The following is a 19,245-nucleotide window of genomic DNA, read 5'->3' as shown; positions in this document are numbered from 1 at the left end:
CTCCATAAAAAAGAAGCACAGTAACTACACTATATTTCGATCACCGGGAGCAGCAATCCGCAGGAAGCAAGCAAAAGATTAAAAAGATAAGACAAGGGAACGGTTTCTGAATGGAATAACCGTCCCCTTGTTTTTTTAGTTTCGTTCAATATAGCTACCTTTTTTAATGGTTTCCAGTTCGACTTCTGTCATCTGAAAATACTCAGCCAGATCTTTTTCATTTGTTTGCGGAGGGAACGTCCTTCTTTTAAGGTGGCCGTATTTTCGCCTGTTATAGGTACTCCACCAGCTCAAGGAAGCAGCACTTGTGATGCCCACAAGGAATGTGAAGAGCAGTATGGAATTTGCATTGTCCAAGTTTAATTCAAGAAAAGTGAAATCAAGGTTTCGTTCAAAGTGAGAACTTAAGTTATATAAGAACAGGATGAGAAATAGCCAGCCGAAAAAAGTGAAAAACAGATCGATGATTTTTCGCGGCTTGGACTGTTTGCTGTTGATGATCATGGCTTCTCCTTACAGGTGGAGCCCACGGTCGGGACTCTCCCAGGTTGCGAATTGGTTTTTATTTTTCCTAAGGATTTTTAATCCTCTAGGAAGCGCCCTGATAACAAGCAGGGCATTGATATGCCAGTAAAGGATTGGGTACCAGATTCCCCATAGCATGTATTTCAGGATCCCTTTTTCATACTTCCTCTCAATATAAAGAGCGACCAGGAATTGCAGTAGACAAATAATAGATAGGTAGTTTCCTATCCATAATATCGGCAGGATGAATTCCTGATGGAATATATAGTTGTACAGCATCATCAGCAGAGAGATAAACCAGGTGATTGACCAGACGACGCTAAGTACCTGTTCGATATAAACCGGGTATAATCTTCGCTGGCGCCAGTCGAGAAAGATATCCATATGGCGCAGGGTGACTTCGATGCCGCCCTGAGTCCATCGCAAACGCTGCTTCCAAATTCCTCTCAATGTTTCCGGTACGAGCATCCAGCAAAGCGCCTTCGGTTCGTACCGGACATCCCAGAACCTTCTTTGCAGCTTCCAGGTAATCCCGATATCATCAGTAATAAGGTCTGTATCCCACATTCCTGCATCCAGCAGGGCTTTTTTACGAAAAACAACAAACACTCCGGAAACCGTCATGACTTTTCCAAGCACTCTTTGCGTCCTTTTTATCAGTCCGATAATACTCGCATACTCAACCAGCTGGATTTTTGCGAGCAGGCTTGTCCGGTTGCGGATTCTAGGATTGCCTGTCACCGCACCCACTCTTTCCCCGTTATTGGGTGTAATGAAATGAGGGACAATATAGGTTAATGCGTCTTTGTCGAGGATGGCGTCACTGTCAATCGTCGCGATGAGTTCGCCTTTAGAAGCCAAAACTCCCTGTTTCAGGGCATTCGCTTTTCCTTTGTTGTTCACGACATTGACAACACGCAATTTCGGGTACAGTTCCAGCAACGATTTGAGTATATCCATCGTGCGGTCTTTGCTGCCATCGTTGATAACGATCACTTCAAAATAGGGATAATTGAGCTCTGAAGCATATTTTACCGTTTCCTCAATTGTCTGTTCCTCATTGAAGGCCGGAATCAGCAGGGAAACAAACGGAAGGTCCTCCATCTTGTGTTGGACAAGGATACTCTGTTTCTCTTTTTTTACATAATAAATTAAACTTCCTGTAATCCAAACAATTCCCATGACCAGTGGATAATAAAATAGAAACAGCACCAAGAAGTTGATCAAATTTGCACCCATCCTATCAAAAATGTGAGTTGTGTTAAGAAGATATTACTTTGCGGATGATAGAAATAGCAATCTATTTTTGGTGCTGGATGTGTTTCCAAATTATGGAGTGATTATTTTTTTTGATAGTAAAGGGAGAAAGGAAGAATGGGTCCGGTATAATTCTGCGGAATGATGAGGTATTCAATGATGTTTTTTAAATAAAAAATGCCCAGCATTCTCGTCTGCTGGGCATTGCTCTATTAGTTTGCTACGTCGATAATACGACCTTCAACAGCAGGACTTACTGTCTTGTTTTCTTGTTGATTTACATATTCAGTGAAGATTTCCCAGTCAACGAAACCAGGTTCACTTACACGTCCCTCACTATAAGCCTTTCCGAAAACGTCGTATCCGTCTCCGCCTTTAGCGGTAAAAGTGTTTGTTGCCACTGCATATGTTTTAGTAAGATCCAGGCTTACGTAGTTGACACCATCTTCTTTTACTTCCACTGACTGTATACGCTGCCCAGCTGGAAGGGAACTGTCATAAGTGAATTTCAGGCCTGACACCTGTAGGAATCCTCCAAATGCTGTTGGGGCGTCCTTGACGCTATGCTCCAATGCTTCTTTGATTTCAGCGCCAGTAAGCTGCATGATTCCTAAAGAGTTTCCGAATGGCATGACTTCAAGTACCTTTGCCATCGTAATGTCTCCCGCATTAACGGAAGTACGGATCCCGCCGCCGTTTTGGACCGCAATTACTGTATTAGGGTTGATTGTTTTTGCTTTTGCGAGCATTCCATCCGTAATCAGATTTCCAAGATTCGTTTCAACTGTTCTTGCCGCAGGATTTCCACCAATCAAATCAACAGCAGTTGTCCCGATTACTGTGTTTTTCATCTCATCAACAGCAGGTTTGTATTTTTCGTTCAGGATTTTAGCTGCTTCTTGATCATCTTCGAAAATTTTCACATCCAACAATTCGCCAGCATATTCGATAACACGGCCATTTTTATTAAATTTAACATCCAGGGTACCAAGGAACTTGCCATACTCATTTGCCTGGACGATGACTGTCGGTTCTTTGCCGGCTTCCACTAAAATTGGCTCGTCCAACTTAACATGAGTATGACCGCCTACGATGACATCGATGCCTTCGACTTCTTCAGCAAGTGTGAGGTCATTGTCTCCTCCGCCATCATTCAGACCGATATGAGTCAGCGCAATGATTTTATTGACTCCTTGCTTTTCAAATGCTTCAACTGCAGCTTTTGCTTCATTGATGTAGTCAGTGAATTCGACACCCTCACCAGGGCTTGAGATATCAACTGTTTCAGCCGTCGTGAGGCCAAAGATACCGATTTTCTCCCCATTTACCTCTTTTACGATGCCTTTGTAGACTTCACCATCATCTGCTTTAGAAGAGAATTCATTATTTGATAGCATATTCATATTTTCATCATTATCAAAGTTTACGTTTGCATCAACGAAGGGGAATTCCGCTCCTTTTACGAAATTAGCAAGAGTGGCGGTTCCTTTATCAAATTCATGATTTCCGAAAGTCATGGCATCATAGCCCGCCAGATTCATGAACTCCAAATCTGCCAGTCCCTGAAACTCGTTAAAATAAAGGGTACCTGAGAAAACATCCCCGGCATCTAATAATAATGTATTAGCGTTCTCTGCGCGCACTTGATTAATCGCCGAAATCCTTTTAGCAACTGAGTCTAAATGTGCATGCGTATCATTGGTATGCATGACTGTTAACTCGTAAGGCTTGCCAGGCTTCTTGCCTTTCATGTTCGCCGATGCTGCAGGAACAGCAATTGATGACAAAAGAATAGCAGAAGCAGCTACTGATAAAAGTTTGCGGTAGATCTTGTCCCGATGCTTCATTAACAATTTTCCCCCTTGTAATAAAATAGTTTGAACCTAACCTAAGCAGGAAGCCAGGTGCCAAATCACTTTTATTCTATCAAATTTATATTAATGATAAGTAAATTAATTGAAAAATAAGAGAATATAGTTCAAAAGAATCGTATCAATAGATCTAAATGATTCTTTTTCCATTTGGAAGGAGTTTAGATAATAAACACGAATTAGGATAGTAAGATGATAGAAGAATGTTGGGGGAGAAGAATGAATAAGAGGCTAGTAATGGCCGTATTGGCTATTTTTATTTTCATGGCAGGCGGGTGTTCTCAAAGGTTTGAGGAAGAGGCTGTGGCAAAAACGAAGGCTGAAAATCCGAAGCTGGCTTCTTCCGGAATTCAAGTTCCGGTGAAGAAGGACTTCATGCCAAATATGAATTTTGTGCCAAGGAGCGATATAAAAACTCATGTGGTATTGCATTTTATCAGCAATGCCGCCAATAATCCCAAGAATCCTTATGTATATGAAGAAATCAGGCAGATTTTCATTGATTACGATGTTTCTCCTCATTATATGATTGACCGTGATGGTGACATTTACTTTTTGTTGCCGGAAAGCCGCAGAGCCAGGCATGCGGGAAAGGGAGAACTGTTGGATTTCCCTGATTACAAGGATAGCCTGAATGACTATTCTATTGGAATCGAACTGATGGCAATTGGAACAGAAGCTGAAATGAAATCTGTGATGACCTCCAATGACTATAAAAAAATCCCACAAGAACATATCGGTTACACCGAAGCACAATATAAATCTCTTAATCTGCTGCTTGATGACATCCTGGCAAGGAATAAAAAGGTTAAACGAGACAGAATACATATCATTGGTCATGATGAATACGCACAGGAACGAAAGACGGATCCAGGAAATCTGTTTACCTGGTCAAAGATAGTAGGAGAGAAACGACAGGATGAGTAGTAGCAGCTCCTCCATAAATGACCAGTGTTTTTTTAAAAGTAACTATTAATGCAGCTCGAGCACCAAAACTGCAAAATTAAAAGAGAGCTGCTTTTTTGCAAGCTCTCATTTTATTTTGCTATTTAGCAACAGATACTTCATTAACTCTTGGTTGAATCTGTTTATTACTGCCAGAGACTTTAAGTTTAGGGACAGTTAAAATATAGCTGCTGAAGGGAAGCCGCTGTATTAGTTTTGTAAAAATGATTGTCCCTAAAAGAATGATTCCGAAAGTAATAGGGAATAAAGAAGTTTTCCAAAAAATTTGCGGAGCAAATCTATCGAATATGTTAATCACAAATGGATGGATAAGATAAATAGCCATTGATAGGCTGCCTATTTCCTTTAGGAATGTATCAAATATATTTATCTTTTTTAAACTGTCCATGATACCTGCCATAAACAATGTCAAAATAGGAATATTAATGAAGTTGGTTACCCTGTTAGAAGGGATGGAACCGACACTTCGGTACTCCATTACTGCTAATATGACCACCATTACAGCAACCAGACTTAGGGAGAATTTGAACTTCTTGGAAAAGGATTGAAGGGGCTCCCAATAATAAGCTAAAAATCCTCCAAAAACAAAGAAGAAAATCCATTCCGGCAGGAAAGCACGCTGGCTTATTACTAATGCTGGCATTCCTTCAAAGAAGGCAGAAACATCAACTTTCACAAAGTACCAGTTAATGATTGCTGCTAGTATCAATATGAGGGGCCAGACTATTTTTGAACGGATTAGCTGCAATAGTGGAAAAATAAGATAGAACTGAAAGACGAGTGCTATGAAATATAAGTGATGGAAAGCATTACCTGATAGAAAGTTTACCAGGAATAAATTTGAACCGTCCTTCATTGGATTGATTTTTAAAGCGAAATATGAAAATAAAAGATAAAAGATACTCCAAATTAAAAAAGGAATGCCGATTTTAGTAAACCTGCTTGAGACAAACTTATTGAGTTTAAATCCTTTTTTCCTTGTCTGGTAGAACAGCAGGAAACCGCTTATCATAGCAAACATCGGTGTACCAAAGCGGCTGATTTGATTAATAAAAAAGGTATAATCATTATACTGTTTGCCATGTTGATAGAAATAAGCAGCTGAAACATGGACAAGGAGGACCATTAAACTTGCGATTGCCCTGATATAATGAATTTCATAAATATGCTCACATTTATTGCTCATTTCCATCTCACAACCTTCTTATAAATGTAGAGAAATCCTTCTACATCATATAAGAGAAAAAGTTAGATTTCCTTATTTTAATTATCATTTAACCATTTTGTATTATTTTTTTAATATAATTACTATTTATTGGATGAGTTCTCTTTATCATTTCTAATCTAATTCTTTTTTGAAAATTGAAAATCGCTGAATATGTTATATTCCTGTAAAATTGGGTAAATAGTAAGTAACAATTACCTAAAAGAAAGTAGGGATTGAAAGTGAAGAACGACAAGAACTCTAATTATTATAAACAAGAAATGAATTTGAATATGTACATGGACACCATTCATGATCAAGACAACACTGAATTGATTTTGAATAGGGAAAAAACAAGGTATACAGAAGGTGCCAGCAAAATTATCGAAAAGGTTCAGATGGAGTTCTTGGAGAAAAGAAGAGCAGAGGAAATTGATTTGGCTCTTGCGAACAGGGATAAAGAAAGGTTTATGAAATTGACTTCGGAAAACTGGAAGGATGCTTTGTAGAGTGAAAGTAACAAGGATATTGAGAATATAAAAACGCCTGAAACCATGAATGAATTGTCGGTTTCAGGCGTTTTTTTTTTCAGGTTAATCTGCTACTTCCATCCATTGCTCCTTAAGCTTCTTTTTCGCACTGCTCCGCCACTGCTTGACCGCTGACAGGGAGACATTCTCTTTATCGGCTATTTCCCTGACTGATAGGAAATCGACGCAAGTGTAGATGACCCACTTTGTTTCTTTTTCAGTAAGCATCTGGCAGTAGCTTAGTAAAAACTCGACTTCAAGTGGATGGTGAGTGTTCGTTTCTTCGACGGTTTCCCAGTATTCCTCTTTTGGATGAACACTTCGTTCTTCCAGCCGATTGTTTCGGTTCATTTCATTCAGGATGTGTCCTTTCACGAACGTATATGCATAGTTGGTGAAGTCGCCTTTTTCTGGATTAAAGGCCTCAGAAGCCTCCCATAGACCGACAAGCCCGATATGAAAGTAATCTTCTTTATTTTTATAGATATTCAGTGCGCGGATGATTTTATGGATCATCGGTTCATATTGTTTCGCCAGCTGTTCAAAGCTTTCCATTTTGCAATCCTTTCGGGATCGCGCGCGTTCCATTGTATTCCCGGGTAGCTCTAACATACTCCTGGAACAGAAGAGGGTACCAATCACGAAAATTCATTTTTTAAAGGCAAAATGGCTAAAAAACTTCAAAATATGCTTCAAAACTGATTTTTGGAGACCTTATTAAGAAAAAGCTGTAAATTAGCGAAGAAATCAAGGATGGAAAGTGAAATTGTGAATTATTTTAGACAATTACCAAAAAAATTTTTCTTAATGGATAGGGGGTTACTTACTCTCGCCACTATAGTAGTAACACCATAGCATTGGCCCGAAATAAAGAAAAAACGGGCCTAAATGCTGGCCCGCTGAAAAATATATTATACTAATAAAATGAAATTTTGGCAATATTCCATAAGAACTAGAATTCATGTAACATAAAAATACAGATTTACATAGAAATACCACTATCAATATAATAATACCTATAGGGCTATACGCAGCCACCAAGATCATTTTTACATAAAGCTCTGTTCAAATAGACAGGAGGGTATGATGAAAAATAAAAGTGAAAAGCCCCGGGAAAATAGTCAGGCGGACATTTCCCGAGGACAAGGTGTGTTGGGTATGCCAACTCTGTTAGTATACCTTTTTTGTGAAATAAAACAAATACAAAGGAGGTCAAAAATAATGAATCTAATAAGTGACTATACAATTAATCAGGAAACAGTATTGCTGACTGGGGAATACAACGAATACGGAAAGCTTTGCGCGAGAGTAATTGAAGGAGAAGTCCCTTATCTGATCGATAAGAAACCACTTGAAATCATAAATAAAACAATGCTCGGTTTAGGGTCAGACTTCAATGCCGGCCGGAAGAGCTCCAGGGAAATACTCGGAGAAATCTATATGTGTCCGATCAAGATTAACTGCAATCTTGGTATCTGGCTGTTCCCGACTAAGTCATACAATGATGACTTTTGTGTCTGGTTTTCCCTGGCACATGTAAAAGGAACAAAAGCAATCGGCATCCGAAAAACAGAAGTATACCTAAGCTATAATCACACCTTTGTCATCAACATGAAAGAATCCCATTTCAACCAAAGAAGAAAGAAAGCGATAGAATTGCGCGAAGAGATGATGAAAAACTCCCAGGGAATGCTCACCTTCTACGTCGAAAAGCCCAAAAAAGGCTTGACGATTCGGGAAGGTGAAGGGAGAAACAGGTACAGGATAAAGTGAAAAAGAGAAGTGCCTGGGAATTGGGGCAGAGATCCACTTTAGACGAAATGGTTGACATCGCAAGAAGGTTACTGGACTAGAAAAGCCATTGATGGTGGGATACCAGTCAACAGCCAGTGTCTTCTCCTGAAAATTCCATCAGGCACTTGGCGGGAAAGCCCGAACAGATTAGATAGAACCACCAGGATCCACGTCACATAAATCCGTTCTTCATCATCCTCCAGAAACACATAATCGATGAATATACCATTTCAGGGACTCACCACTTAAGTTTTTAGAATGAAAGTTAATCAAACGTTTGATTAAGGGGAGAACTCCAGGGGCCTGGGGTTCTTCTTTATTTAACTTTATCATTGCGTTCCAGCGTGTGTTACTTCTCGATTCCCATACACTTGAGAAGACGAAGCCGGATCATATTGAAGTCCTTCCGGGCGTAGTACTCGAGCTTATTGCTGAAGTGAATGAAAGGATGAATATCCAGCTTTTCGAAGGAGGGTTTATCAGGAGTATAGAACTTGAAGCTGGTGCAAAAACGGTTACGAACGTCAAAAAAATCATGTTGGAAGCATTTTGAATAATTTCACTGTTACTAAAAAAAATCAAAATAATGAGAAAAAGTCGTTGACAGCGTTTTCAACATTCGGTATACTTCATGGTACAAGTTAAGAATGTGACGGAGAATGGGAGATTCACACAGAAATGCCTAGGTTTTTTTTAGGCATGCTGTTTGTGGATCTCCCTTTTTTGTTTCTTCTTGGCTGTATACACATTAACAAGGACACACGAAAGGGGAACTGTGTATGTCACCATTTATGGGAGAGGTAGTTGGCACGATGATTTTGATTGTCTTCGGTGCGGGGATTGGTGCTGGCTCATCGTTGAAAAATTCTTATGCGAAGGACGCCGGCTGGATTGTCATTACGATAGCGTGGGGACTTGCGGTTACAATGGGAGTTTTTGCGGTAGGATCGATAAGCGGGGCACATCTTAACCCTGCGGTTACTCTGGCGCTTGCGATTGATGGCTCATTTCCATGGGCAGATGTACCAGGCTATATGCTGGCCCAGATGATTGGGGCGATCATCGGGGCGACACTAGTGTTCCTGCATTATCTTCCACATTGGAAGGCAACCGATGACCCTGGTGTAAAATTGGGCGTTTTTTCTACAGGCCCGGCAATTCCAAACACTTTTTCAAATCTATTCAGTGAGATTTTCGGCACTTTTATTCTTGTTTTAGGATTATTATTTATCGGAGCAAACAAGTTTACTGAAGGGTTGAACCCTATTGCAGTTGGATTATTGATTGTTGTAATTGGAATGTCTCTTGGCGGTACAACAGGATATGCGATTAACCCGGCACGTGATCTCGGCCCGCGTATTGCCCACTTTGTGCTGCCGATTCCAGGCAAGGGAGGATCGAACTGGGGCTATTCTTGGATTCCGGTTGTTGGCCCGCTACTGGGAGGTTCACTTGGAGCAGTCGTTTATAAAGTGCTTTTCAAGGGAGCAATCACAGGGACTTTTTGGAGTGTAGTTGGTATAGTAGCAGTAGTACTGGCATTAGCTTATACAGTAGGGAAAAAACAAGAAGGGCAATTGGATACATCTAAAGTTGGCGCATAAAAAACGATAAACTTGAAAGCGTTTAAGTCGATAAGGGGAGGAAGAATGAAATGGAAAAGTATATTCTATCTTTAGACCAGGGAACGACAAGTTCAAGGGCGATTCTTTTTGACAAAGCGGGAAAGGTTGTACATGTTGCGCAAAAGGAATTCACGCAGATTTTTCCGAAACCGGGCTGGGTGGAACATAATGCAAATGAAATTTGGGGCTCTGTTCTCGCTGTTATTGCGAGTGTATTATCTGAAGCAAATGTTAAACCTGGGCAAGTAGCGGGAATAGGAATTACAAACCAGCGCGAGACTACAGTGGTATGGGATAAAGAAACAGGCGTCCCTGTCTATAACGCAATCGTCTGGCAATCACGCCAGACAAGCGGCATTTGCGATGAACTTAAGGAAAAAGGCTACAATGATCTTTTCCGTGAAAAAACAGGTTTGCTCATAGATGCTTATTTCTCAGGCACAAAAGTGAAATGGATCCTTGACAATGTAGAGGGTGCGAGACAAAAAGCAAATGAAGGAAAGCTGTTATTCGGTACGATTGATACCTGGCTGATCTGGAAGCTTTCTGGTGGACGTGCCCATGTTACGGACTATAGCAATGCTTCACGCACGCTCATGTTCAATATATATGACCTGAAATGGGATGAAGAGCTTCTTGATATTCTTGGAGTACCAGCTTCCATGCTTCCGGAGGTTAAGCCTTCTTCTGAGGTGTATGCGAACACAATTGGTTACCATTTCTTCGGCCAGGAAATTCCGATTGCCGGGGCAGCAGGCGACCAGCAGGCGGCATTGTTCGGCCAAGCGTGCTTTGAGGAAGGAATGGCGAAGAACACTTACGGAACAGGTTGCTTCATGCTGATGAACACTGGTGAAAAAGCGGTGAAATCAGAGCACGGATTATTGACAACCCTTGCCTGGGGCTTGAACGGCAAGGTTGAATATGCTCTTGAGGGAAGTATTTTCGTGGCTGGGTCTGCGATCCAATGGCTGCGTGACGGCCTGAGAATGCTTAAAAGTGCTAAAGACAGCGAAGATTATGCGGCAAAAGTTGAATCAACTGATGGTGTCTATGTGGTTCCCGCGTTCGTCGGATTGGGAACACCTTATTGGGATAGCGATGTCAGAGGTGCGGTATTCGGCCTGACACGCGGAACTAGCAAAGAGCATTTTGTCCGTGCTACTCTTGAGTCACTAGCATACCAGACGAAGGATGTATTATCAGCAATGGAAGCTGACTCAGGCATCGAATTGAAAACTCTTCGCGTTGATGGCGGGGCGGTCATGAACAACTTCCTGATGAACTTCCAGAGTGATATCTTGAATGTTCCGGTTGAACGACCTGTTGTAAACGAAACTACTGCACTGGGCGCCGCCTATCTGGCAGGACTTGCGGTTGGCTACTGGGAAAGTCAGGAAGAGATTGCGTCACAATGGGCAATCGATCGTTCATTCGAACCGAAGATGACCGATGATATCCGCGACCAGCTTTACGACGGCTGGAAAAAAGCAGTCAAGGCTGCAATGGCTTTTAAATAAATCTCAAGTGGCATTTTCTACAATGATTACAAATTAATAAATCGGCAGGAGATTAGAGAGACCGCGAAGCATTACCGTCAGTTTGGTAATACTTCACGGTCTCTTTTCCTGTTTAAGGAGGAAAACACCATGTTCACGAATCTAAAACGAAATGATATTATCTCCAATTTGAAAAATAATAAATTTGATTTACTCGTAATCGGCGGCGGCATTACGGGAGCCGAAATCGCTTTGGATGCAACGGCGGGAGGACTCAACACTGCAGTGCTTGAAATGCACCCAAAAAGTAATTTACATCTTTAAGAGGTCATTTGCAAAAAGATGAAGTAGCCTTCATAGCCATGCATTTCGGCGGCTGGATCAAACGCTCGAATGCATGAGAAACAAAAAAAGTGGCTCGATAGCCACTTTTTCTTTATAATCTTTTGGCGCCAACAAGTCTTGGCTTCCAATATGGATTGTTCATGCTTGCAACAGATACACCCTTTGAAGTTGCAGAGTGGATCATTTGTCCATTCCCAATATAAATCGCAACATGTGTTACTTTTTTGCCGCCGCTGGTTGCGTAGAATAATAGATCACCAGGCTGGTAGGAAGAAACTTTTGTGCCGACGTTATACATTTCTGCAGCAGTTCGAGGCAGCTTCTTTCCGGCTTTTGCGAAAGAGTAGGTCACTAATCCTGAGCAGTCAAATCCATTTGGATTATTTCCGCCCCATTTATACTTAACTCCCATATTACTTTTGGCAGTCGAGATTGCTTTAGCTTTATAATTGGCTGGTTTGGCTGCTGTCGTTTTTGCAGCTGAAGCCTTTTTAGCAGGAGCTTTAGGTGCTATGTATTTTGAGCTTACATAACCCGCCTTCCCTTTTGCTGATACCTTCGCCCAGCCTTTTGACTGGGAAGAAACAGTTACAAGCTGATTCTTAGAAAGTTTGGTAACAATTTTTCCGGAAGTGGAAGGTTTGTTTCGCATATTTAATGTTCCAGAATTAACTTTTACATAATAAGTGGTTCCAGAGGCAGAGGCTTTATCAAAAGACGGTGCGACAGTGGCTACTAAGGTGATGAGCAATAAAGATGCTAGAATTCTCTTAAACAAGTAGTTTTACCCCCGTTAGTTAAAAGTTAAACCTAGTATATAGCGAAAGGGGTTACAAACAAATAACGGAATAATTACATTTATATTACAATTTACGACAAAAGCTGCCAGATTTGGGTGACGAAACGAGCAGATAAATTGTCATATGTGCCTCGGAGATTTCAATTATGTGGGATGAGGGGGGGTGTGTGGACAATAGAAATTAGGAAAAATACTATGAAAGACTGCTATATTTGTAATTTAAGATTTCTATTATAACAGTCTTCCTCTATCACTGCTTTTATATCCATTACAGCTAAATTCACTCCGTTTTTTATTTCTCATTAATTTTTTGCTTTTTAGATTGATTACTGACGACTGTTAATAACAATAATTTTTCCTCCGGGCTCAACATGCTCCAGCTGCCTGCTTTTACTCTCATGTAAAAACACTCCTTATCATTTGAATTTTTTTACTTTTTCTTCTTTAATCCTTATATACCGCCTTTTTTAAAAAATCAAACAACAAAAATTTCTACAAATTACCAGTTGTTTCTACAAGCTTGTCCTTCTCTTTCCTTCTCTTTTGTCGATGGGAGAAGAAGGCAGAAGAAAGGTGAGGGAAAATTTCATAATTTGAATGAAAGTGCCATTATCTTTTTTTGGTGCAATTATTGATCTAAATGGTGCAATCATAGAGGATGACGGTGCAATTACGAACTTTGAGCGTGCATTTATTGCTCTAAACCGTGAAAATATCCAATCAACTCAGTCCCAGGACCTAGAAGTCATTACAGACCGAGTCTGTAGAAAAATAGCGTGCTTTGAAGTATTGTATAAGTAAGAAAACATTTATTTACAGCGAATGAAACATTCTGCGTCTCCTATTCGTATAAATAGGAAGATTCAAAAACAGGAGTCGATATTAATGAATAAATTCCTTTTACGTTTCATACAAACCGGTGCCGCAATTCCGTTTTCGGCATTCATGTGGCTGCTGACTTATGCTGGATTTGGCCAGACATTCTGGATGTCCTCGCTTTATGGGGTGATTGGCGGCGGTGTTATGTTTTTCGGAGTCGGGTATTATTATCAAAAACGAATTCTTGAAAAAAACAGACTCACGATGAAGGAATACAAATATATACAGAGAAATCTTAAAGAAGCTAATGTGAAGATAAAGAGAATCCAGAAGTCGCTCTTTTCGATCCGGCATATCCGTTCACTGAAAATAAGAATGGAGCTTTTGCGTATGGTAAAAAACATCCAAAGGCTAAGCAACCGGGAGCCGAGAAGATTTTTCAAGGCAGAACAGTTTTATTTTTCACATTTGGATTCGATTATGGAACTGAGTGAAAAGTATGCTTTTCTTTCTTCGCAGCCGGGCAAAAACCGTGAGCTTGAGCGATCCTTATATGATACTCAGGATACATTAAAAGAACTTAACAAGATCGTTGAGAAAGATTTGAGTTATATGCTGGCTGACGATATTGATCATTTGAATTTTGAAATTGACGTAGCAAAGCATTCAATCAAGAAGCTAAATGAAATTCCTGATGAGACCAGGAGGTTGAAATAATGGCAGACAAAAACCCTGACCTATTAAAAAATACCGGCAATATCATGGATGATATTTTAACAAACCCTTTTGGCGATTCACCTGAATTGCAGCTGGAGCGTAGCCCGCAGCACCAGGAAAGCAAACCGGTTAAGCTGATAGATGTCATTCCGGAGGAAAATCGCCAGAGAGCTTTCCAATTGGCGGAGCAGATTGACCCGAAAAACCACCAGGCGATGATTCTATATGGTACACAGGCACAAGGAAAGCTCCTGACTTTTTCGCATGCGATGCTCGAGCATGTCCAGAAAAAGGATGTCGGCGAAGTGGGAGAGGTCATCAATGATTTGATGAAGCATCTCAATAATATGAACCCAGATGAACTTAGTACTGAAAAGCCCTCTTTCTTTTCACGAATGTTTGGCAAGCTTTCGGGTTCTGTCCAGGAGATCCTTTCAAAGTATCAGAAGACGGGTGCGCAAATCGACCGGATCAGCGTGAAACTCGACCGAAGCAAAAATGTGCTTCTATCTGACATCGGGATGCTCGAGAAACTATATGAAACAAATAAAGAATATTTTAATGCCTTGAACATTTACATTGCTGCGGGGGAACTGAAGCTTGAGGAGCTCCATGAAAAGACGATCCCTCAGTTAAAGAGAGAAGCAGAAGCTTCCCAGGACCAGATGAAATTCCAGGAAGTCAACGATATGATCCAGTTTGCCGACCGTCTGGATAAACGCCTTTATGACCTGAAGCTAAGCAGGGAAATCACAATCCAGAGTGCGCCGCAAATCCGCCTGATCCAAAACACGAACCAGGCACTGGTCGAAAAAATCCAGTCATCGATTGTGACAGCCATTCCACTCTGGAAAAACCAGGTTGCCATCGCTCTGACACTGATCAGGCAGCGGCACGCGGTGGAGGCTCAGAAACAAGTATCCAAGACGACAAACGAACTCCTGCTGAAAAACGCAGAAATGCTTAAAACAAATACAATTGAAACCGCGAAAGAAAACGAACGCGGCCTTGTCGATATCGAAACATTGAAAAAAACCCAGGAAAACCTGATCACCACATTGGAAGAAACATTGAGGATTCAGGAGGAAGGGCGGACGAAGAGACGCCAGGCAGAGCTGGACCTTGCGACGATGGAAAATGAACTGAGGGTAAAGTTGTTGGAAATTAAAGATAAATAATAGCAAGGCCGGATCCTTGAAAAGGGTTCCGGCCTATTTTTATGCAGTCATAGCTGTTCTTTAGGGCTGAAGAAATTTTTTTAAAACCTATAAAACTGGAAGTCTACAAAAAGCCTTCTTTTTACCGATAAATAAATTAGTAACACTTTTTACTGATAGTCACTCTGGTCTGAAGAAAATAAATGAGTGGAAGTGAATATATGAAGCAATATGGCAGAGTATTATTTATGTCTGCAGCTCTTTTAGCCGGCAGTACGTCACTGCCTGGTGCACCTTTTATTAATTACGGGGAAGCAGCATCACCGGTTATTCTTAGCAATTCGGTTTATCAAACTACTGCTAATTTAAACATGAGGACAGGGGCGGGAACAAAGTACAAAATCATGATGACCATTCCAAAAGGCAAGCAGATTACTGCTGTATCGCGCTCTGGGGATTGGTACAAGGTAACCTATTCTTATGCTGAAAAAGGAAAAAAGGTTTCACGGACTGGGTGGGTAGCAGGTTCTTATATTATGAGGGTTTATGCTGAAGCAGCTAAACCAATCACAGCTTCGCCTAAAAGCACACAACCGGATAAAAAACAAAATGTCAGTGCCAATAAAGCGAATACTCCTGTAATCAAGTATCAAACCACTGCTAACTTGAATTTACGCTCAGGACCAAGTACCAAAAACGGTATCATTAAAACGATTCCAAAAGGCACGGTTGTTTCATCTTCTGAAAGAAACGGAGAATGGGTCAAGGTTTCCTATACCTACACAGTGAACAAAAAAATCACTTCAGCTACAGGCTGGGTGAGTGCGGGTTATCTTAAGGAGTATTACCAATACTCCAATATAAACGGTACTTATCTGACGAAAAAAGAAGCTCAACTTTACGCATCCCCGGACAAAAAGAAGAATGCTATTTTAAAAGTAAGCAAGGATAATGGGTTTCAGGCAACTCAAAAGGTTATTAATAGTGCGGGGGAAACATGGTTAAAAGTCGTATATAATGGGAAACCGGTTTATGTGCAATTGACTGAAGTGACTGCTCAAAGTGGAAAATCCTTCAGCCAAATGAACTTTACCACCAACAAGGATACTTATTTGTATTCATCTTATGGAAATATATATACGAAACTGGTGAAAATCCCGAAAAATACCATAGTGAGTTCCAAGTATAGTGTTGGAAACTGGTATAGTTTCAGTTTTGCGGGAAAATCCGGGTATGTTTTTGGTGGAGAAATGACAAGCTATACGCCGCCGGCTACCAAGCCTGCGCCAGTCCAGCAGGTCCCTGTTCCTCAGGTGCCAGTCGAGCAGGCGCCGGTGGAACAAGAACCGATATCTCCTGCACCTCAGATCCAGGATCCAGTGGTGCCAGTGACAGCAAGCCCATCACAAGAGCCAGAACAGCAGCTGGAGGTGTCAGAAACAGCTATTTCTGGAAAAACCTATGTAACTGCAGCTAATTTAAACCTGAGAAAAACAGCTGCGACTGATTCTGAAATTCTGGCAGTACTGCCTTATGGGTCGCTGATCAATCCTACTCATACAGTATCCAATGGATGGTTCAAGACTGTATTTAACGGAAGAACCGGATACGTTTCGGGAGGATACATAAAGGAGGTTGTGACTGGAGATCCGCTTCATCGGGAAGGTTATCAATTTATTGATCTGCGAAAGCCCTCCAGGGTCACGGCTGCACAGATTAACCAGTATATCGATAACAATTTGAGTTCAGGCAGGATCAGCGTATTAAAAGGGAAAGGACAAGCTTTCATAGATGCGGGGAACAAATATGGCATCAATTCTTTATATCTGGCAGCCCACGCCGTCCATGAGAGTGCATTTGGCACTTCGAATATTTCCTTAGGGAAATATAATCTGTTTGGATTTGGAGCATTTGATGCTGCTCCTTATATAGGTGCGGTCCGCTTTGCTTCAATTGAACAAAATATTGATTATATTGCACAGGAATTGGTGTCTACCTATCTTAATCCGGCAAGCTGGAAGTATAAAGGTGCCTATTTGGGCTATAGTACCAGAACAGTTTCAGACAATAGCAGATTGGATTCGAATAGCGCAGGGATGAATTTCTATTATGCCAGCGATGTCAAATGGGGGCAAAAGATAGCAGCCCATATGCAGAAGATTTACCCTTATAATAATGCTGAATATAATATCGCTGCCAATTCGAACTTGTTTTCATATCCATCCAGACCTGAAGGGAAGGATGGTTTTCCATCAGGTATTTCGGCAGTGGCCAAACAGGATATAAAGCTTGTAAATCAAAAGGGAAGTACCGTTGCATCTCAAACTTTGAAAAAAGACCAATTGTTCACCATACTTGAGAAGCATAACGATTATTGGGTAAAACTCTCAGTCGATAATAGAGATTATTGGACAAATGATATTAAGTTCGATCGCTATAAAGAGTTCATCACAGTTAAGAATCTGGGCAGAGTGACAGCGTCTTCGTTAAATGTACGGCCGATTGCTTCCACTGCTCAGGCTCCAATAGCAGCATTGAAGCTGAATGATTTTATTCCCCTTTCTGTAGATTCTGCTGGCAATGTTATTATGGATGGTACGAAGTCTTGGTACAATGTCAAGCTTGCTGATGGGAGAACGGGCTGGGTTAGTGCCCAGTATGTCATTCTGGAATTAAAATAAGAAATAGATAGAATGTGAGTGTCCAGTAATTATTTTTCGGACACTCATTTTTTAGATGAAAATGTTTAATAAATATAGAAAAAGGGTATAAATTCGAAGTATTTTCCAATATAAAAAACAGTTAATAGGTCTAAAGTCCCTTAACAAATATGATGGAGTTCGGTACTTTAGATACATACACATAAATCGTACGATAATGGCAAAACCATTGAAAAATGGTGACGCAAAGCTACAGGGACTAACTTCACTATAATGTGATCATGTCAGCCAGTTTCCGAATACGACTTCGTCTCCTGCGATTTATGTATTTTAAGGAGGAATATGTGTTGAAATCACTTGTAAGGTTGAAATGCAAAATTCATTTGTTTTTACAGCAATATAATGAAGCATTGATGCAGGATGCGGTGTGTGATAAGCTAAGAGCCCATTTAAAACAAAAAGCCAGTTACCATGGGCAACAAGCAATTTCACTTAGGATGAAAATGTAGGAGCAGGCTTCGGTCTGCTTCTTTTATTTTTTACTATAGCTCCTTTGTTGGTTTCTCAAACAAAAGTATTTTTAGGATTTTACATGCATCCTCTGTTAATTAGCAGAAAGAAAAGAGCCGCGTGATCAGTCAGAATGTGATAGATAGTATAATATTCGGGAAGCAGATATCAATACGAAAACATTTTTAACCAAAGATTTTTTTTCGGGGCCTGTTCCAAAATTTAATATAGGTAAACCCTTCCTTGCATTTAAATACTTTGATCCCGACTAGTTTAAGAGGTGTGAATACTTCCTTCATCTGCAATAATGGCATCCATTGGTCCTCCTTAAAAGGTATTATCTTTATTTTAATTTAATAGTGAACGTTTTTGTATAAAATGTTCTCGATAAGAAACGACAGCATTCTTTCTTTTTCAATATGGCAGCATGGGAAAATTCACAGGAGAAGTGATATCCAAAGCCTCTTAATGATTATAATCCCATAAAATCACCAGTTCTTTTTTGTAGTTCACTACATAGACCTCCTGCGAGAAATGGAACTTTCCGTACTTTCCAGAATATCTCTGTTTCACTATAAATTTGTAAGCCTTTTTATAGGATTTTTCCCCTTTAGCTGGTTTCCAGCCTTTTACTTCTGTGGCATCTTCTATTTCATAAGCAAACGTTTCTGCACCAAAATGGCCATTAAATACATGGGCACGATCCTGGATGAAAGCAGCCTTGGGGAACTTTTCTTTTATAAAGGGGTGCAGTAATTTCCATGATTCAGAATAATTGCCATCCTGCTCAAATGAGTAAAACTTGCTAACTAATGATTCTGCCTGTTTAGAAGGAGATAAAGTGATTAAGTTAAAAAGAAAAAAAAGAACTGCCATTATAAAAATAGCCAAAATGATTCCTTTTTGACGGTGTTTTTTGCGCATAAAATAGCTCCTCTGTATTTGATGGCACACTCCTTTATTAAAC

At 40.4% G+C, this 19,245-nt stretch carries 19 protein-coding genes and 1 riboswitch; of the genes, 11 read left to right on the top strand and 8 right to left on the bottom strand.

Annotated elements, in window-relative coordinates:
- Positions 1-135 precede the first annotated feature (135 nt).
- From pgaD to QNH36_RS22020, 3 genes are all read right to left on the bottom strand, one after another.
- Entirely contained in the window at positions 136-504 is a 369-nt protein-coding gene (pgaD, locus tag QNH36_RS22030; protein WP_283904235.1) for a poly-beta-1,6-N-acetyl-D-glucosamine biosynthesis protein PgaD, read from the bottom strand.
- A gap of 9 nt (positions 505-513) precedes the next feature.
- On the bottom strand, positions 514-1,752 hold the full coding sequence (pgaC, locus tag QNH36_RS22025) for a poly-beta-1,6-N-acetyl-D-glucosamine synthase (protein ID WP_283904234.1): 1,239 nt from the start codon (positions 1,750-1,752) through the stop codon (positions 514-516).
- A 242-nt stretch (positions 1,753-1,994) separates the two neighbouring features.
- Complete coding sequence (locus QNH36_RS22020) at positions 1,995-3,629, bottom strand: bifunctional metallophosphatase/5'-nucleotidase (protein WP_283904233.1); 1,635 nt, start codon at positions 3,627-3,629, stop codon at positions 1,995-1,997.
- Positions 3,630-3,872: 243 nt separating this feature from the next.
- Between QNH36_RS22020 and QNH36_RS22015 the strand changes: the two genes are divergently transcribed.
- The gene (locus QNH36_RS22015; RefSeq protein ID WP_186326786.1) at positions 3,873-4,580 is read left to right on the top strand and encodes an N-acetylmuramoyl-L-alanine amidase; all 708 of its coding nucleotides are present in this window, start codon (positions 3,873-3,875) and stop codon (positions 4,578-4,580) included.
- 118 nt (positions 4,581-4,698) lie between these two features.
- Here QNH36_RS22015 and QNH36_RS22010 read toward each other — a convergent pair whose 3' ends face one another.
- A complete protein-coding gene (locus QNH36_RS22010) occupies positions 4,699-5,805 on the bottom strand; it encodes an acyltransferase (RefSeq protein ID WP_283905453.1) in 1,107 nt (368 codons plus the stop codon).
- Positions 5,806-6,065: 260 nt separating this feature from the next.
- Here QNH36_RS22010 and QNH36_RS22005 point away from each other — a divergent pair, with 260 nt between their 5' ends.
- Positions 6,066-6,332, top strand: coding sequence for an IDEAL domain-containing protein (locus QNH36_RS22005; RefSeq protein ID WP_144478168.1), 267 nt, complete (start codon positions 6,066-6,068; stop codon positions 6,330-6,332).
- An 84-nt stretch (positions 6,333-6,416) separates the two neighbouring features.
- On the opposite strand, the gene QNH36_RS22000 is transcribed toward QNH36_RS22005, so the two are convergent.
- A complete protein-coding gene (locus QNH36_RS22000; protein WP_283904232.1) occupies positions 6,417-6,908 on the bottom strand; it encodes a sigma-70 family RNA polymerase sigma factor in 492 nt (163 codons plus the stop codon).
- 666 nt (positions 6,909-7,574) lie between these two features.
- Between QNH36_RS22000 and QNH36_RS21995 the strand changes: the two genes are divergently transcribed.
- The 5 genes from QNH36_RS21995 to QNH36_RS21975 all read left to right on the top strand — a co-directional run bounded on the left by QNH36_RS21995 (position 7,575) and on the right by QNH36_RS21975 (position 11,595).
- The gene (locus QNH36_RS21995) at positions 7,575-8,126 is read left to right on the top strand and encodes a competence protein ComK (protein WP_283904231.1); all 552 of its coding nucleotides are present in this window, start codon (positions 7,575-7,577) and stop codon (positions 8,124-8,126) included.
- Positions 8,127-8,424: 298 nt separating this feature from the next.
- Complete coding sequence (locus tag QNH36_RS21990) at positions 8,425-8,700, top strand: glycerol-3-phosphate responsive antiterminator (RefSeq protein ID WP_260983603.1); 276 nt, start codon at positions 8,425-8,427, stop codon at positions 8,698-8,700.
- 226 nt (positions 8,701-8,926) lie between these two features.
- On the top strand, positions 8,927-9,751 hold the full coding sequence (locus tag QNH36_RS21985) for an MIP/aquaporin family protein (RefSeq protein WP_144478160.1): 825 nt from the start codon (positions 8,927-8,929) through the stop codon (positions 9,749-9,751).
- Positions 9,752-9,801: 50 nt separating this feature from the next.
- Positions 9,802-11,292 carry a glycerol kinase GlpK gene (gene glpK / locus QNH36_RS21980; protein ID WP_144478158.1) on the top strand — a complete coding sequence of 497 codons (1,491 nt, stop codon included), beginning with the start codon at positions 9,802-9,804 and terminating at the stop codon, positions 11,290-11,292.
- 129 nt (positions 11,293-11,421) lie between these two features.
- The gene (locus QNH36_RS21975) at positions 11,422-11,595 is read left to right on the top strand and encodes an FAD-binding protein (RefSeq protein ID WP_144478156.1); all 174 of its coding nucleotides are present in this window, start codon (positions 11,422-11,424) and stop codon (positions 11,593-11,595) included.
- A gap of 112 nt (positions 11,596-11,707) precedes the next feature.
- Here QNH36_RS21975 and QNH36_RS21970 read toward each other — a convergent pair whose 3' ends face one another.
- Positions 11,708-12,394 carry a C40 family peptidase gene (locus QNH36_RS21970; RefSeq protein WP_144478154.1) on the bottom strand — a complete coding sequence of 229 codons (687 nt, stop codon included), beginning with the start codon at positions 12,392-12,394 and terminating at the stop codon, positions 11,708-11,710.
- Between the two features lie 906 nt (positions 12,395-13,300).
- Between QNH36_RS21970 and QNH36_RS21965 the strand changes: the two genes are divergently transcribed.
- The 4 genes from QNH36_RS21965 (at position 13,301) to QNH36_RS21950 (ending at position 18,277) form a co-directional block, all read left to right on the top strand.
- Positions 13,301-13,951, top strand: coding sequence for a 5-bromo-4-chloroindolyl phosphate hydrolysis family protein (locus QNH36_RS21965; protein WP_144478152.1), 651 nt, complete (start codon positions 13,301-13,303; stop codon positions 13,949-13,951).
- Positions 13,951-15,129 carry a toxic anion resistance protein gene (locus QNH36_RS21960; protein WP_144478150.1) on the top strand — a complete coding sequence of 393 codons (1,179 nt, stop codon included), beginning with the start codon at positions 13,951-13,953 and terminating at the stop codon, positions 15,127-15,129. Before QNH36_RS21965 ends, QNH36_RS21960 begins: the two co-directional genes overlap by 1 nt.
- Before the next feature lie 182 nt (positions 15,130-15,311).
- Positions 15,312-17,789, top strand: coding sequence for an SH3 domain-containing protein (locus QNH36_RS21955; protein WP_144478148.1), 2,478 nt, complete (start codon positions 15,312-15,314; stop codon positions 17,787-17,789).
- A gap of 188 nt (positions 17,790-17,977) precedes the next feature.
- Positions 17,978-18,068, top strand: a riboswitch (cyclic di-GMP riboswitch).
- Between the two features lie 47 nt (positions 18,069-18,115).
- Positions 18,116-18,277, top strand: coding sequence for a hypothetical protein (locus tag QNH36_RS21950; RefSeq protein WP_186326783.1), 162 nt, complete (start codon positions 18,116-18,118; stop codon positions 18,275-18,277).
- Between the two features lie 186 nt (positions 18,278-18,463).
- Here the strand turns inward: QNH36_RS21950 and QNH36_RS21945 are convergent, their stop codons facing one another.
- Positions 18,464-18,592, bottom strand: coding sequence for a hypothetical protein (locus QNH36_RS21945; RefSeq protein WP_283904230.1), 129 nt, complete (start codon positions 18,590-18,592; stop codon positions 18,464-18,466).
- A gap of 151 nt (positions 18,593-18,743) precedes the next feature.
- Positions 18,744-19,202: a hypothetical protein gene (locus QNH36_RS21940; protein ID WP_144478146.1), complete on the bottom strand. Its 459-nt coding sequence runs from the start codon at positions 19,200-19,202 to the stop codon at positions 18,744-18,746.
- Positions 19,203-19,245 lie beyond the last annotated feature (43 nt).

The sequence above is a fragment of the Mesobacillus sp. AQ2 genome (assembly GCF_030122805.1).
Lineage (GTDB): Bacteria > Bacillota > Bacilli > Bacillales > Cytobacillaceae > Mesobacillus > Mesobacillus oceanisediminis_A.
Note: the sequence above shows the minus strand (reverse complement) of the source record. Positions and strands in the feature narration are given on the sequence as shown.

Excerpts from the sequence above, each read along its gene's own strand:
- pgaD (WP_283904235.1), bottom strand. The coding sequence starts at position 504 with ATGATCATCAACAGCAAACAGTCCAAGCCGCGAAAAATCATCGATCTG.
- QNH36_RS22020 (WP_283904233.1), bottom strand. The coding sequence starts at position 3,629 with ATGAAGCATCGGGACAAGATCTACCGCAAACTTTTATCAGTAGCTGCT.
- QNH36_RS22015 (WP_186326786.1), top strand. The coding sequence starts at position 3,873 with ATGAATAAGAGGCTAGTAATGGCCGTATTGGCTATTTTTATTTTCATG.
- QNH36_RS22010 (WP_283905453.1), bottom strand. The coding sequence starts at position 5,805 with ATGAGCAATAAATGTGAGCATATTTATGAAATTCATTATATCAGGGCA.
- QNH36_RS22000 (WP_283904232.1), bottom strand. The coding sequence starts at position 6,908 with ATGGAAAGCTTTGAACAGCTGGCGAAACAATATGAACCGATGATCCAT.
- QNH36_RS21995 (WP_283904231.1), top strand. The coding sequence starts at position 7,575 with ATGAATCTAATAAGTGACTATACAATTAATCAGGAAACAGTATTGCTG.
- QNH36_RS21985 (WP_144478160.1), top strand. The coding sequence starts at position 8,927 with ATGTCACCATTTATGGGAGAGGTAGTTGGCACGATGATTTTGATTGTC.
- glpK (WP_144478158.1), top strand. The coding sequence starts at position 9,802 with ATGGAAAAGTATATTCTATCTTTAGACCAGGGAACGACAAGTTCAAGG.
- QNH36_RS21975 (WP_144478156.1), top strand. The coding sequence starts at position 11,422 with ATGTTCACGAATCTAAAACGAAATGATATTATCTCCAATTTGAAAAAT.
- QNH36_RS21965 (WP_144478152.1), top strand. The coding sequence starts at position 13,301 with ATGAATAAATTCCTTTTACGTTTCATACAAACCGGTGCCGCAATTCCG.
- QNH36_RS21960 (WP_144478150.1), top strand. The coding sequence starts at position 13,951 with ATGGCAGACAAAAACCCTGACCTATTAAAAAATACCGGCAATATCATG.
- QNH36_RS21955 (WP_144478148.1), top strand. The coding sequence starts at position 15,312 with ATGAGTGGAAGTGAATATATGAAGCAATATGGCAGAGTATTATTTATG.
- QNH36_RS21945 (WP_283904230.1), bottom strand. The coding sequence starts at position 18,592 with ATGCCATTATTGCAGATGAAGGAAGTATTCACACCTCTTAAACTAGTC.
- QNH36_RS21940 (WP_144478146.1), bottom strand. The coding sequence starts at position 19,202 with ATGCGCAAAAAACACCGTCAAAAAGGAATCATTTTGGCTATTTTTATA.